The sequence below is a fragment of the Micrococcus sp. 140720015-1 genome, from assembly GCF_053627595.1.
In genome coordinates this window covers 1-13,293 of sequence record NZ_JBSEYC010000008.1, presented here as the reverse complement: position 1 = coordinate 13,293, position 13,293 = coordinate 1, and the positions used below count along the sequence as shown (strand labels likewise).

General features: G+C 68.0%; 17 protein-coding genes. 11 read left to right on the top strand and 6 right to left on the bottom strand.

What is annotated here, in order from left to right; genetic code table 11:
• Positions 1-28 precede the first annotated feature (28 nt).
• The 5 genes from ACUXPL_RS11865 to ACUXPL_RS11845 form a co-directional block, all read right to left on the bottom strand.
• A complete protein-coding gene (locus ACUXPL_RS11865; protein WP_454184021.1) occupies positions 29-1,132 on the bottom strand; it encodes an XRE family transcriptional regulator in 1,104 nt (367 codons plus the stop codon).
• Positions 1,129-1,869 carry a hypothetical protein gene (locus ACUXPL_RS11860; RefSeq protein ID WP_002854159.1) on the bottom strand — a complete coding sequence of 247 codons (741 nt, stop codon included), beginning with the start codon at positions 1,867-1,869 and terminating at the stop codon, positions 1,129-1,131. The genes ACUXPL_RS11865 and ACUXPL_RS11860 overlap by 4 nt, the downstream gene beginning before the upstream one ends.
• Before the next feature lie 84 nt (positions 1,870-1,953).
• Complete coding sequence (locus ACUXPL_RS11855; RefSeq protein WP_002854160.1) at positions 1,954-2,592, bottom strand: PIN domain-containing protein; 639 nt, start codon at positions 2,590-2,592, stop codon at positions 1,954-1,956.
• Positions 2,592-3,104, bottom strand: coding sequence for a helix-turn-helix domain-containing protein (locus ACUXPL_RS11850; RefSeq protein ID WP_002854161.1), 513 nt, complete (start codon positions 3,102-3,104; stop codon positions 2,592-2,594). The genes ACUXPL_RS11855 and ACUXPL_RS11850 overlap by 1 nt, the downstream gene beginning before the upstream one ends.
• A gap of 54 nt (positions 3,105-3,158) precedes the next feature.
• Positions 3,159-3,737 carry a recombinase family protein gene (locus ACUXPL_RS11845; protein WP_049147406.1) on the bottom strand — a complete coding sequence of 193 codons (579 nt, stop codon included), beginning with the start codon at positions 3,735-3,737 and terminating at the stop codon, positions 3,159-3,161.
• A 279-nt stretch (positions 3,738-4,016) separates the two neighbouring features.
• Here ACUXPL_RS11845 and ACUXPL_RS11840 point away from each other — a divergent pair, with 279 nt between their 5' ends.
• The 6 genes from ACUXPL_RS11840 to eno all read left to right on the top strand — a co-directional run bounded on the left by ACUXPL_RS11840 (position 4,017) and on the right by eno (position 8,144).
• Positions 4,017-4,523, top strand: coding sequence for a universal stress protein (locus tag ACUXPL_RS11840; protein ID WP_002854163.1), 507 nt, complete (start codon positions 4,017-4,019; stop codon positions 4,521-4,523).
• Between the two features lie 5 nt (positions 4,524-4,528).
• Entirely contained in the window at positions 4,529-5,266 is a 738-nt protein-coding gene (locus ACUXPL_RS11835) for a 2,3-bisphosphoglycerate-dependent phosphoglycerate mutase (RefSeq protein ID WP_063718739.1), read from the top strand.
• Positions 5,263-5,766 carry a fluoride efflux transporter FluC gene (locus ACUXPL_RS11830; RefSeq protein WP_002854165.1) on the top strand — a complete coding sequence of 168 codons (504 nt, stop codon included), beginning with the start codon at positions 5,263-5,265 and terminating at the stop codon, positions 5,764-5,766. Before ACUXPL_RS11835 ends, ACUXPL_RS11830 begins: the two co-directional genes overlap by 4 nt.
• The gene (locus ACUXPL_RS11825; protein ID WP_002854166.1) at positions 5,763-6,134 is read left to right on the top strand and encodes a fluoride efflux transporter FluC; all 372 of its coding nucleotides are present in this window, start codon (positions 5,763-5,765) and stop codon (positions 6,132-6,134) included. Before ACUXPL_RS11830 ends, ACUXPL_RS11825 begins: the two co-directional genes overlap by 4 nt.
• Before the next feature lie 47 nt (positions 6,135-6,181).
• Positions 6,182-6,667, top strand: coding sequence for an inorganic diphosphatase (locus ACUXPL_RS11820; RefSeq protein WP_002854167.1), 486 nt, complete (start codon positions 6,182-6,184; stop codon positions 6,665-6,667).
• A gap of 142 nt (positions 6,668-6,809) precedes the next feature.
• On the top strand, positions 6,810-8,144 hold the full coding sequence (gene eno / locus ACUXPL_RS11815) for a phosphopyruvate hydratase (RefSeq protein WP_002854168.1): 1,335 nt from the start codon (positions 6,810-6,812) through the stop codon (positions 8,142-8,144).
• Here the strand turns inward: eno and ACUXPL_RS11810 are convergent.
• Entirely contained in the window at positions 8,129-9,055 is a 927-nt protein-coding gene (locus tag ACUXPL_RS11810; protein ID WP_002854169.1) for a LysR family transcriptional regulator, read from the bottom strand. The genes eno and ACUXPL_RS11810 overlap by 16 nt on opposite strands.
• A gap of 70 nt (positions 9,056-9,125) precedes the next feature.
• Between ACUXPL_RS11810 and ACUXPL_RS11805 the strand changes: the two genes are divergently transcribed.
• The 5 genes from ACUXPL_RS11805 to ACUXPL_RS11785 all read left to right on the top strand — a co-directional run.
• On the top strand, positions 9,126-10,283 hold the full coding sequence (locus tag ACUXPL_RS11805; RefSeq protein ID WP_002854171.1) for a TDT family transporter: 1,158 nt from the start codon (positions 9,126-9,128) through the stop codon (positions 10,281-10,283).
• A complete protein-coding gene (locus tag ACUXPL_RS11800) occupies positions 10,280-10,864 on the top strand; it encodes a uracil-DNA glycosylase family protein (protein ID WP_002854173.1) in 585 nt (194 codons plus the stop codon). Before ACUXPL_RS11805 ends, ACUXPL_RS11800 begins: the two co-directional genes overlap by 4 nt.
• A 140-nt stretch (positions 10,865-11,004) precedes the next feature.
• Positions 11,005-11,607, top strand: a complete 603-nt coding sequence (locus ACUXPL_RS11795) for a recombinase family protein (protein WP_002857200.1) — start codon at positions 11,005-11,007, stop codon at positions 11,605-11,607.
• A gap of 6 nt (positions 11,608-11,613) precedes the next feature.
• Complete coding sequence (locus ACUXPL_RS11790; RefSeq protein WP_002857201.1) at positions 11,614-13,008, top strand: Mu transposase C-terminal domain-containing protein; 1,395 nt, start codon at positions 11,614-11,616, stop codon at positions 13,006-13,008.
• The coding region (locus tag ACUXPL_RS11785; RefSeq protein ID WP_454184019.1) for an AAA family ATPase at positions 13,005-13,293 on the top strand (289 nt) is incomplete at its 3' end. The genes ACUXPL_RS11790 and ACUXPL_RS11785, both read left to right, overlap by 4 nt.

The following is a 13,293-nucleotide window of genomic DNA, read 5'->3' as shown; positions in this document are numbered from 1 at the left end:
CCGGCGCCGGAGTAGAGGTCTGCCCCTCTCAGACGACGAACTGCAACTTCGGCCGCACAGTCGAGGCAGCATCCATGACCGCTTCAGTAACCTCGGGAGCGATACGGCCAGCGGCCATGATGGCCTCGAAGTCGTACCCGCCATCAGTGATCAGCTGCCGAGCGATCTCGAGCACCTGCGGCGATTCTGCCGGGCCGAGAGGCCCGGGCTCGGGATGCCCCCAAACGGAGAGTTGCTGGTTGGCACGTCGATACGAGGCCTCGGAGAGCCGCCCCAGCGAGTGAGCACGGTAAACCAGGGCACGCAGACTGACCCCCCAGTGGCGCTTGAGCTCATGGAACGCCGGCCAGTTGATACGCCGGGGCAGGTCTTCAACGATCTCGTCTCGAGGCATGAGGAACTCAGCGGCGAACTGGTGAGCCTGCTGCTCCACTAGCTTCGACCCAGGCTCCGTGTCGGGGTGCAGAACCAGATGGCCCAACTCATGGGCCGCGTCGAACCGACTACGAGCTTTGTCATCCTTGGTCGGGGAGAGGAAAACCAGTGGTCTTGCTCCGGAGTATGTCGAGAACGCGTCCACAGCCGCATCCGTCTCCGTCGGCAACCGCAAGGCGATGATTCCATGCGCTTCCAGAGCCTGGACGACCGATGGCACAGGGCCAGGGGCGATGCCCCACGCCGCACGAGTAAGCCGAGCCGCCTCAACAATGGCCTCATCGGTCAGCTCCTCGGGTAGCTCCAGTTCGGGCAGCGACACCGAAGGAAGGTCGACGTAGGCACCCACCAGGTCAACCAGCTCCAGGCACAGCTCGCCATAGGCCAGCGCCTGCTCCCTGGACGCCGCAGACGTAGAGCGCAACGAGCGGAAGTGGGCCCCGGACGCAGGCAAGAGCGCAAGAGGTCGTCCGGCGCCAAAGAACTCCCGAGGCAGGCCCAGTTGCAAGCAAAGCCGGGCCAGGACGCCTTGAGTCGGCTTCGAGAGGTTCTTCTCGAACTGCCCGATGGCCGTGGGGGTGACTCCCACTTCCCGGGCGAGAGTCGCCTTGGTCTTCCGGCGCAGCCTTCTAGCCACAGTGAGCCGAGTGCCATCGAAGTCCGTACCCGCAGCGGAGAGATGCGAAGGTCGGGTCACGCCTGGCCTTCCTGAGGCCGCCGCTTGAGGGCCATCGACAGGGCTGCTGCGGGTCTCTCATCGAAGTTCGGGCCACGATCAGCCATGGGCGTCGGCGTGGCCTGCGTGTCGAGGTCGGTGTCCCACCAGAGCCTCTGATGGGCGAGGAAGGGCCTCTCACCGAGCACGGGAACGGCCAGCCAGCCCGCGGTCAGCCCGGTGCTGGCTTCCCCTGCCCAGAGGAACATGAACTTCCGCACAATTCCGGGGGCACCAGAGAATGAGAAGAGAGGCACCATGCCGGTGGCAGGGGTCCTGTGCTTCAGAACTTCCGAGTTCTCGGTGGCGAACGCCAACCGGGCGTTACTCTTCTGCCTCCAGTCGATGCCACCCTCCCAGTCAGGAGTACGCCGCTGCGCAGGTGGGACCTTCATCGTCAAAAAGCTCGCGCCCGCGAGCTCGAAGGTGAGGACGTTCCGCGGAGTAGCCACATGAAGCCCGTCAATGCTCCAGTGAGTGTCGGCGCGCTCACGGTCATCGTGGCGGAATCGCCGCAGGGCCCGCTCCGTCATGTTCTCGTGGCCCTGGAAGCCGAGGGACCTCGCAGTGTCACCGAGCTCGTCAGGCTCGTATCGAGCGAGGTTGATCGAGTAGACCTCCTGCACCAGCCCGCGCAAGGCGTCAGTAAGGCCGCTCTCGGTGCAGGCGATAGTGATGGCGTGCAAGGCGCCCTGGGCTGCTTCTTCGGCTCGATCCACGCAGACAGTAAAGCATGGCCGCCTCGACAAGTCCAGAAGAGAAGCACCAATGATCATAATTTGATGAAAACTGAAGTATAATCTTCATCGGTCGGCACTGCTCAGTGGGGCAACCCCGCCTGCGACTCCTCCGCCTCCCACCTGCGAGCTCTCCAGCCGCCAGGTCTGAGCTCGGGCCGCCTCGGCAAACCTCCAAGCGTCGCACCGCTCCAAGCTCGCGAGGATGTCCGCCACGGTGAGAGCCGGGTTGCGGGTGGCCGATGCCTGCACCTGCAAGGAACGCATCACCTCAGCGGGGTCTAGGTCGAGCTGGTTCACGAAGAACTCGTCCGGGTGCTGGGCCTCCAGGTTGAACCGCCCCAGCACCTCCGTCGGGAAGTCCTTGAGGTTGGCCGTCACGATCAAATCCGCGCGCCCCTGGATCGCCGCGGCCACCACGTGCCGGTCGTTCTCATCAGGCAGGCTGATCGCGCTCAGAAGCTCCTCCCACCCTTCCACGCAGGCATCGTCGAACGCTTCGTTCATCACGGCAGCGCGGTGACGGGCCGCCCCGGACTCCTTCATGTCCGGATGGATCGTCTCCAGCGCACGGATGGTTTCCTCGAGGATCCGCTCACTCCACAACGGCCGGTAGAGGCCGGCGTCTGCCAGGGAGAGCAGAGTGTCCGCCTGCGCGATGGGCACCAGCACGCAGGCGTCGAGCACGGCACTGAAGCGCGCCACTACTCGGCCTCCTGCCCCAGGTCGCGGCGCGCCTGCCGGAGCGCGTCCCGGTAGCGATCCGCGTCCTCGGCGTACAACCCCGCCTCCGAGGCCGAGCCCGCGAGCTCCTGCAGGGCAGCACGACGATCCCGGCGCTTCCGTTCCTGGTACTCCACCACGTCCTGCAGGCGCAGCCGCCGGTGGCGTCCCCCGGAGGGCAACTCGTAGGGGAGCTGCCCACTCTCCAGCAGCTTCACGAGCGTGGGACGGCTGATGCCCAGGAAGTTGGCCGCCTCCTGAGTGGTGAGCATCTGATCGACCGGGGCCACGGTGATGGCCTTGCCCACCCGCATGGCCTCGACCACGTCGCGCAGGACGTTGAACGCCTCCAGCGGAAGAGGAACGGTCTGCCCGTCAGGTCCCAGCAGGGCGGCCGGCTGCGTCAAGCCCCCCAGGAACCTGCTCAAATCGAGCATCTCCTCCAGGTCCGTGGGAGGCATCACCGTGTGCTTGTCGTTGAGCGTGGTGGTCATGCAAGCAGTATGGGAGACGAAACGAAAAAATCGCAACCCTCTTCCAGGCCAGGCTCAGCCCCCCGTCTCCACACCCCGAGCCAGCGAGGTGTACAGCGTCTGCCGGCTCACCCCGAACGTGCGCGCCACCTCCGCCTTCGGGATCCCCATCTGAATCATCACCCGCGCCTGCTCCACATCGGTGTCCGAGAGCTTCGGGGCCTGCACGTACTTGCCGCGGGCCTTGGCCAGGGCGATGCCCTCAGCCTGGCGTTCCTTGATCCGCCGTCGCTCGAACTCAGCGAACGCAGCCAGGATCCCCAGCATGAGTCCGTCCACCGGGGATGTGCCGGACTTGTCCACGGTGATCCGCTCGGCCACGAACTGCACCGCGCATCCTTTGTTCGTGAGCTCGTCCACGATGGCGTACAGGTCCCGGGTGTCACGGCCGAGCCGGTCCATGGAGGCGACCTTCACCAGGTCCCCTTCCCGGACGTACCCAATCAGCTCGGCCAGGCCCGCGCGCTTGGCGCGGGAGCTGCCGCTGATCTTGTCCTGGAAGATGCGGTCACACTCCCCCACCGTCTCGAGCTGACGATCCAGGTTCTGCTCGGCCGAGCTCACCCGCACATAGGCCACCGTCTGTCCAACCACGTCTTAGAGCCTCCGCCAGATGTGTCCAACGGGTCCGAAAATGTGAACAGCTTCGCTCTGTGTCGTCCTTCAAGCTTCTCTCCCTGTCGTCCCGCGTCACGAAGCGGACCGGTTCTCGAGGTGCGGAAGATCGTCGGTGCGGGCATGGGGTGGTGGGTGCATACTGGTGGTGTCTTCGGACCCGGCAGTGGGGCTTGCCGGACCCAACCTCGACACTCGTCGACAACAGTCCCTATCTCAGCTGGTTGCGCTTCTGTGCGCCTGAGGTAGGGAGATGTCATGGTCGAGTCGAACACTGCCGGTGTTGTCGTGGTCGGTGTGCAGTCCGGGCAGGGGCACGACGTCGTCGGTGTCGCGGCTGCCGTCGCTGAACGCTTCAGCGCCCGCCTGGTGTGTGTGGTCGTCGATCCGGCGCTGCTGTCAGCGGGGGTGCGTGCGGACGGGTCGGAGATCATCGAACCGATCGACCCGGACACGGCGGACAGCGACCCGCAGCAGCTCCCCGACGAAGACATGCGGGTCATCAGAGATCTTGCTGCGGCGCGATCGGTCGACGTGGACTTCGTCTCCCGCGTCGGGGACCCGAGTCACGCACTCGCTGCGGTGGCTGAGGAACGTGACGCGGTGATGATCGTCGTCGGATCCCAGGCTGGCCGACGCCGGATAGCGGAACTGCTCACCGGGTCCGTCGCCGCGCACCTGACGCATCAGCAGCACCGGCCGATACTGGTCGTCCCGCACGACCCGGTCGGCGCCACCGTCCTCCTCCCGTCGGAAGCCCCGTGACGGGCATGCTGACGCTCCTGCGGCATGGGGAGAGCACCGCGAACGAAGCCGGCACCTTCACCGGGCTCCTCGACGTCCCGCTCACGCACCGCGGCGAACGGCAAGCATCCGCAGCCGGACAGCTCCTCCGGTCGAACCACATCACGCCGGACGTCGTGGTCACCTCCACATTGCGCCGTGCCGTCCGCACCGCCGAACTGGTCTGCGACGCCCTCGGGACACAGCTGCCCACGGAAGCGGTGTGGCAGCTCAACGAACGCAACTACGGTGCCCTGACCGGGATGACGAAGACCGACGCCCGTCGGATGCTCGGTGACGACGAGTACGTGCGGCTCCGCAGGTCCCGTACCGGCACACCGCCACCGATGTCGCTGCACCTGTGGGAGGAACTGCGGTCGAGCTCCGCGCTGCGCGGCCTGCCCGACGGCGCCCTCCGACGCACCGAGGCACTCTCGGACGTCATCAAGCGGGTCCGCCCCGTCTTGCACGACCGGCTCCTGCCGATGGTGCGGTCAGGGCGGAGCGTCCTCGTCGTCGCGCACGGGAACTCGCTCCGCGCACTCTGCGCATGCATCGACGACCTCACCGACCCGGAGCTCGAGCAGCTCAACCTGCCGACCGGGCAACCCGTGCAGTACCACCTCGCCCCGACGGGTGCTCTCGTCCCGCGGGGTGGGGCGTTCCTGGATCCGGTAGCAGCACAGCACGCCGCGGCGCTGGTCGCGGCAGAAGGCGGAACATGACCACCCGAACGGACACCCCGATGCCCGACGACCAGCTCCCTCCCGACCCGGACGTCGACGTCTCCGACCCGGCAACGACCATGCGGCCGGTGCATCTGCGGTGGCGGTACGTCGGCCTCGTCGCCGTCGGTGGGGCCGGCGGTACTGCCCTCCGCGACGTCATCAGTAGCGTGCTCCCTGCCGATGGCGGGGTGAGTTGGTCGATCTTCTGGATCAACATCACCGGGGCGCTGGCCCTCGGTGTGCTGTTGGAAGCGCTCGCGCACCGTGGGCCCGATGCCGGTCGCCGGAGGGTGCTGCGGCTGCTCCTCGGGACAGGGGTCCTCGGCGGGTTCACCACCTACAGCACCCTCGCCGAGTCCACCGCCGCCCTGTTCCTCGACGGCCACGGCCTCGCTGGCACCGGCTACGCGCTCCTCACTGTCCTATCCGGCGCGATCGCGACCGCCTGCGGTCTCGTCGTCGCCGGCTGGTTCCGTCCCCGAACGGAGGAAGCATGAACGCCGCCCTCATCGTCGTCGTCGCCCTCGGTGGCGGTGCCGGCGCTGCCGGTCGGTTCCTCCTCGACGGGCTGATCAACACCGGCCGGGAGTTCCGGCTCCCCGTCGGCACGCTGACGATCAACATCACCGGGTCGCTGCTGCTGGGGATCATCGTCGGCGCCGCCACGCACCTCGGCGCGGTGCCGGTCGCGGTCCTCGGCACCGGGGTGATGGGCGGCTACACCACGTTCAGCACCGCCAGCTTCGAAACCGTCCGCCTCGCCCGCAGCGGACGGATCACCGCCGCCGCGATCAACGGTCTCGGAATGCTCGTCGTCTCCGTCGCCGCCGCGACCGCCGGCATCCTCCTCGGCGGCACCCTGTGACCACCCCACTCACTGACCACCCACCCGCTCCAGCACCGGAGGTACCCATGCTGTTCGACGTCACGATCGAGATTCCCCGCGGCAGCGGCAACAAGTACGAGGTCGACCACACCACCGGCCGGATCCGGCTCGACCGGGCGGTGTTCACCAGCATGGTGTTCCCCCAGGACTACGGCTCCATCGACAACACCCTCGGCGATGACGGCGACCCCCTCGACGCCCTGGTGCTCCTGCCCCGTCCCACGTTCCCCGGCGTCGTCATCACGGTCCGGCCGGTCGGGATGCTGCGCATGGTCGACGAGAACGGCGGCGACGACAAGATCCTCACCGTTCCCGCTGGCGACGACCGCTTCGCGCAGCTGCGGGACATCACCGATGTGCCGGAACACACGCTGGCGGAGATCGAGCACTTCTTCGCCCACTACAAGGAGATCGAGCACGGCAAGCACGTCACCACCAACGGGTGGGCCGACCGTGCTGCTGCCGAAGCCGTCATCCGCACCGCACAGAACGCCCACACCCGACACCCGTGACCCACGGGTCCACAGACTGCCGCGGGGAGGCACTGGCGCTGAGTGATCGCCAGCAGGTCGTCCCTCCGCCTCCCCGCGGCTTCCCCTTCCAACCACAGACCAGCTCGACGCATGACCCGAACCGAACCGAAGGAGCGTCACCATGAACGACTACATCAGCGGCATCCACCACCACGGAGCCCATCAGGGTGAGTACGTCACCCACCACGACCACCCCGTCACCATCGACGCCGTCCACGGCGCCCGCATCCTCGACTCCCGCGGCTACCCGACCGTCCGCGTGTCCCTCGAGCTCGACGACGGCCGCACCGTCACCGGGGACGCCCCCGCGGGCGCATCCACCGGCGCCCACGAAGCCGTCGAGCTCCGCGACGGCGGTTCCGCGTTCGGCGGCCGCGACGTCACCCAGGCGCTCCACCTGATCGACACCGACATCTCAGGGCTCCTCACCGGCCGGTCGTGGTCGGCGATCGGGCAGATCGACGCCGCCCTTGCCGAACTCGACGGCACCACCGGGTACCGCCGGCTCGGCGCGAACAGCGTTGTCGCCACCTCGATCGCCGCATCCAGGGCCCTCGCCCATGCCGCGGACCTCCCGCTCTGGCAGTGGATCGCTGAGATCACCGGCTCGACGCCGCGGATGCCGGTCCCGCACTTCAACGTCCTCAACGGCGGCGCGCACGCAGCGAACGAGCTGGACTTCCAGGAGTTCATGATCGCTCCCGTCAACGCAGGCTCGATGGCAGACGCCGTCCGAATCGGCGCAGACGTGTACCACGCTCTCGCGGCGCTGGTTCGGGACCGGTTCGGCAGCCTCGGCCTCGGCGACGAGGGCGGTTTCGCACCGTCGATCGCTGCGCCCGAGGAAGCGCTCGACCTGCTCGTCGACGCGATCCGTACCGCCGGCTACGAGCCGGGCGTCGATCAGGTGGCGATCGCGCTCGATCCGGCCGCGAACGAGTTCTCCCAGGGCGACGGCTCCTACCGGGTGCTCAACGACAGCCTCGACCGGGACGGGCTGGTCGACTACTACCGGCACCTCATCGACACGTATCCGATCCGGAGCATCGAAGACGCGTTCGCGGAAGACGACCATGAGGGGTTCCGCCGCATGCAAGCGGCGCTCGGCGACCGGATCCAGATCGTCGGCGACGACCTCTACGTCACCGACCCACAGCGGATCCGCGACGGCGGCGAGCAGCAGCTGACGAACGCGGCACTGATCAAGCCGAACCAGATCGGGACCGTCTCCCAGACCCTCGGCGCGATCGCCACCGCCAAGAGCATCGGGATGGCCAGCATGGTCTCCCACCGTTCTGGGGAGACCACGGACACGTTCATCGCGGACCTCGTTGTCGGGACCGGCACCGGGCAGATCAAGTCCGGCGCACCCGGCCGCGGGGAACGCGTCGCGAAGTACAACCGGCTCACCGAGATCGCCGAGCAGCACCCGGAGCTGCCCTACGGACTGATCTGACCACCGGTACTCGAGCTGCGAGCAGTGTCCAGGAACGCCGTCACAGCGGGCCCCGGGCGGCCTGACCAGATCGCTCGCAGCGGCCGGATCAGTGGCGGGCCGAGCAGTAGCGCCCGGACGAGGGCACCGTCTTCGAGGTCAGTGTCGACGGTGCGGAGACTCATCACCGCGGGCGCGATGCCCGCTCGAGCGTTGGCGCGGATGATGCCAGTCGTTTCCAGCACTGCAGCCGGCGGGACCAGGGTCAGACCCGCGTCGTCGAGCCACGCTTCGACCGTGGAGCGGGTGCCGGACCCTTCCTCACGGAGCAGCAGGGGTGTCTCCGCGAGGTCATCCGAGGTGATGGCCGAAGCGCTTGCCCAAGGATGGTGCGGGGCGACGACGACCACGAGTTCGTCCTCATCGACCACCAACGATGAGAGGCCAATCGGCGCAGCAGGAGTCTCCGTGAACCCGACGTCGGCAGCGCCGGAACGGACGAGGTCGGTCACGTCGGCGGAGTTCCCCGCGATCAAACGCACCGACGCATCCGGCGTGGCAGCACGGTGGGTGAGCAGCCATCCGGGCAGCAGGAGTTCGGCGATCGTCTGCGACGCTGCGATCACGAGGGATCCCGCCGGTTCCCGCAGCGCGGCGACGCCTGCTTCAAGCCGCCGGGAGGCCTCCAACACCGGGACGGCGAGACCGAGCACCACCCGGCCGGCGTCGGTCAGCGCGGTCCCGGATGCCGTCCGGTGCGCCAGCGGCTGACCGGTCGCCTGCTCCGCGGCACGCAAGCGCGCAGACACCGCCTGCTGTGTCACCCCCAACACCTCGGCCGCGCGGGTCAACGACCCGGTCTCCGCGACGCGGACGAGGACCTCGAGGGTGTCGAGGTCCAGGATCCGGTCCGTCAACCGCCGCAGTGCCACAAGCAACCATTGTGCCCTGCCAACGAGTCCGCCGTTCCCGAACCACGGGGCACACGCGCACGATGGGTGCATGTCCGCTCACCTCGCCCACGCACCCGCAGCCTCTGAGCACGGTGTGCGCGACCGGCGGCTGTTCCGGGAGCTGGAGCGGCCCGGCCTGATCGTGTCGAACCTGACCCCGAACTGGTTCGCGTCGATCATGGGGACCGGGATCGTCGCCGTCGCGGCCGCGTCGTTACCGCTGCAGTTCCCCGGTCTGCGCACGGCGGCGACGGTCGTCTGGGCGATCGCGGCGGTCCTGCTCGTCGCCCTCACCATCGCGACGGTCCTGCACTGGGTCCGCTACCGGAGCACCGCAGCGAAGCACCACCTCAACCCGGTGATTTCCCACTTCTACGGCGCACCGCCCATGGCGTTCCTCACCGTCGGCGCCGGCACGATCCTCCTCGGCAAGGACTGGATCGGCCTCCCCGCCGCCGTCACCGTCGACTGGGTCCTCTGGACCATCGGCACCATCGGCGGCCTGCTCACCGCGGTCCTGGTGCCGTACCTGGCGTTCACCCGCCACGAGAACACGCCCGAATCCGCGTTCGGCGGCTGGCTGATGCCGATCGTCCCGCCGATGGTGTCCGCCTCGACCGGTGCGCTCCTCCTGCCGTATGCCCCCGCCGGGCAGGCACGGGAGACCCTGCTGTGGTCCTGCTACGGCTTCTTCGGCCTCAGCCTCATCACGTCCCTGGTCGTCATTACGCTGATCTGGAACCGTCTCGCGCAACACAAGGTCGGTGCCGCCGGTATGGTGCCGACCCTGTGGATCGTCCTCGGACCGGTCGGACAGTCCATCACCGCGGTAAACCTCCTCGCATCGAACGCCCCCGCCGTCGTCGACGCGTCGACCGCCCACGCACTGCTGGTCGTGGCGCTGGTGTACGGGTTCGCGATGCTCGGCTTCGCGCTGCTGTGGACCGTCATCGCCCTCGCCATCACCATCCGCACCGCCCGCGAACACCTGCTGTTCAGCCTGACCTGGTGGTCATTCACGTTCCCCGTCGGCACCTGCGTCACCGGCCTGAACGGCCTGGCCCTGCACTCCGGACTCACCGTCGTCGCCGTCCTCGCAGTCGTCTACTACGTGGGCCTCGTCGCCGCGTGGATCACCGTTGCCGTCCGCACCTTCCACGGCTCCGTCATCCGCGGCACACTCCTCGCACCACCACAGCCGGCATGAGCACCCCCGACGAACTCGCGGACGAGGTCGCGGACGTTCGATCCCTGAACGCCCTCGCCGAGGCATGGCGCACCGCACCCGACGGTTCACGGCGGTTCGTCCCGAACTTCGACCCGAGATCCGGCGGCACATCCAGCCGCGTCCTGGTCCTCATGCAGTCGCCCGGCCCCCAGACGATCGCCGCAGCGCACACGGCGATCTGCAGCGAGGACAACCCGGGCCCGACCGCGGCCGCGTTCCGCGCAGCCCGCATCGAGTCCGGACTCGCACGCAACGACTACCTCCGCTGGAACCTCATCCCGTGGGAGATTCTCGGCCGCGTCCGACCTGTGGACATCGACGAGGGGCGACACGCCCTCGAAACTCTGCTCAAGGTGCTCCCCGTGCTCGATGCCATCGTCACGTACGGTACCGCCGCCCTCAACGGAGTCATGCGGCACCTCACCCTGGACGAGCACCCCCGACTCGTACCCGTCATCGCGGCACCACACCCCTCTCCGGCCAACGGCCGCCATCGCGCGGAACAACAACGACGTTCCGTCCAAGCGCTCCGGCTCGCGGCGCTGACTCACCGGCTGTAGCAAATACGAACGACTCCGCTACAACTGCCCGTGCCGACGGTTCGGCAGCGTGTGAGGCGGCGTGTCTTGTAACGGAACCCAATCCCGGAATCTACGTGCCGCCACTACCCCTCCTGGTCGAGTTTCGCTACGTTCTCTCCATGGGTCACCTCCTCGGGTACGCGCGCGTGTCCACCACCGACCAGGACGCGTCGCTACAGATCGACGCGCTGGGCGCCGCCGGCTGCTACCGCGTGTTCGTCGACACCATGTCCGGGTCGCTGCAACACCGGCCCGAGCTCGACAAGCTCCTCGACCAGCTCCGCCCCGGCGACACTCTCGTCGTCTGGCGACTCGACCGGCTCGGTCGATCCATCCGGCACCTCATCGACCAGCTGCACGCACTCGCCGAACGCGGCATCGGGTTCCGGTCGCTGCAGGAGACCATTGACACCACCTCACCCGGTGGCCGGCTTGTGTTCCACGTCTTCGCTGCGCTGGCGGAGTTCGAACGGGACCTCATCAAGGAACGCACCAACGCCGGCCTCGCCGCCGCCCGAGCCCGCGGCAGAACCGGCGGCCGACCATCTCGGCTCTCCGCGGACCAGGTGCGCACCGCACGCCGGCTCTACGAACAGCAGGACATGACCGTCGCGCAGATCGGCGATGTCCTCGGCGTCAGCCGCACCACCATCTACCGGACGCTCGCGAAGCACGCCGAACCCGTCGCCCGCCGACGCGCAAAGCCCTCACCGACGATGTAGCCGGTCATGGACGCGAGCGAGCGGTGGCGAATCCTTCGACTGCACGTCGAGGACGCAATCCCGCTTGCCACTCTGGCCCGCAGCACGGGCGTCACCGAGCGCACCCTGCAACGCTGGCTCGCCCGCTACCGGACAGGCGGATACGCCGCCCTCGCCGACGACGCTCGCGCCGACCATGGCGTCCGACGCACAGCACCGGAACTCGTCCGCCTGGTCGAAGGGCTTGCGCTCACCAAGCCGCGGCCGTCGATCGCCACCATTCACCGTCAGGTTGGCGTCCACTGCGCTGAACGGGGACTGCCGTCGCCGTCGTACTCCGCCGTGCGGTCGATCGTGAACGGGCTCGATCCCGGAATGGTGACGCTCGCACTCGAGGGGCCAGCGTCATACCGTGACAAACACGAGCTGCTGCTCCGACGTCGCGCGGACCGCCCGAACGCGATCTGGCAGGCGGACCACACGATGCTTGACCTGCTCATCGTCGGGCCCAACGGCAAGCCCGCACGGCCGTGGTTGACGGTGATCCTCGACGACTACTCCCGCGCGATCTGCGGGTACATGGTGTTCCTCGGTGCCCCGTCAGCGGCGAACACCGCGCTCGCGCTGCGCCAAGCGATCTGGCACAAGCCGGAACCGGACTGGCCCGTCTGCGGGATCCCGGACGTGCTCTACACGGACCACGGGTCCGACTTCACCAGCCATCGTCTCGGCGACACCGCCGCTGTGCTGCACCTCCGCATCATCCACTCGCAGGTCGCCCGGCCCCAGGGGCGCGGGAAGATCGAGCGGTTCTTCGGCACGATCAACACCGAACTGCTCCCAACGCTCCCCGGCCATTTCGCAGCCGGATCCTCGGCGCCGACGCCGGCGCTGGATCTCGGCGGCGTCGACAGTGCCATCAGCACGTTCATCCGCAGCTACAACGCCCGCACCCACCGCGAGCTCCGGACGAGCCCACTGCACGCGTGGATTGCAGACGGGTGGCTGCCACGGCTCCCGGAGTCCCTTGAACAGCTCGACGGGTTCCTGCTCACCGTCCCCACGACGCGGGTCGTGCAGCGCGATGGCATCCACTTCGAGGGCCTCCGCTACACCGCGGCCACTCTCGCGCCGTTCGTCGGTAGCACCGTGAGTGTCCGGTACGACCCACGCGACGTCACCGAGATCCGCGTCTTCCACCGCGACGTGTTCCTCTGCACCGCGATCAGCACCGAGCACCAGACCGAGACGATCAGCCTCAAGCAGATCCAAGCCGCCAGGAACGCTCACCGCCGGGCTTTACGCGGGCAGATCCACGAACGCATCGCGATCGTCAATCCCAAACTCGACGACACCACCACACCGGCAGCCGTCGAGACGGATCGGCCGCGACTGAAGACCTACGAGGAGGACCGGTCATGACGAGCCAGTTCATCGTCACCAAGGAGCACCGCCGGTTCGCAGAGTTTGCCGACGCGGTCCGGAAGCAGAACACCATCGGCGTCTGCTTCGGGCCCGCCGGCGTCGGCAAGACCCTCTCAGCGCGCCGCTACGCGCACTGGGACAGCATCGGCCCGTTCATCGCCAGGTGGGCCGCACGCAGTGAAGACGACACCAAGATCTATGCCGCGGCCCACCGCGCCCGGACCGTCTTCTACACGCCCGAGGTCTCCGCGACGATGCGCGCCCTGCAAGAGGACCTCCGGC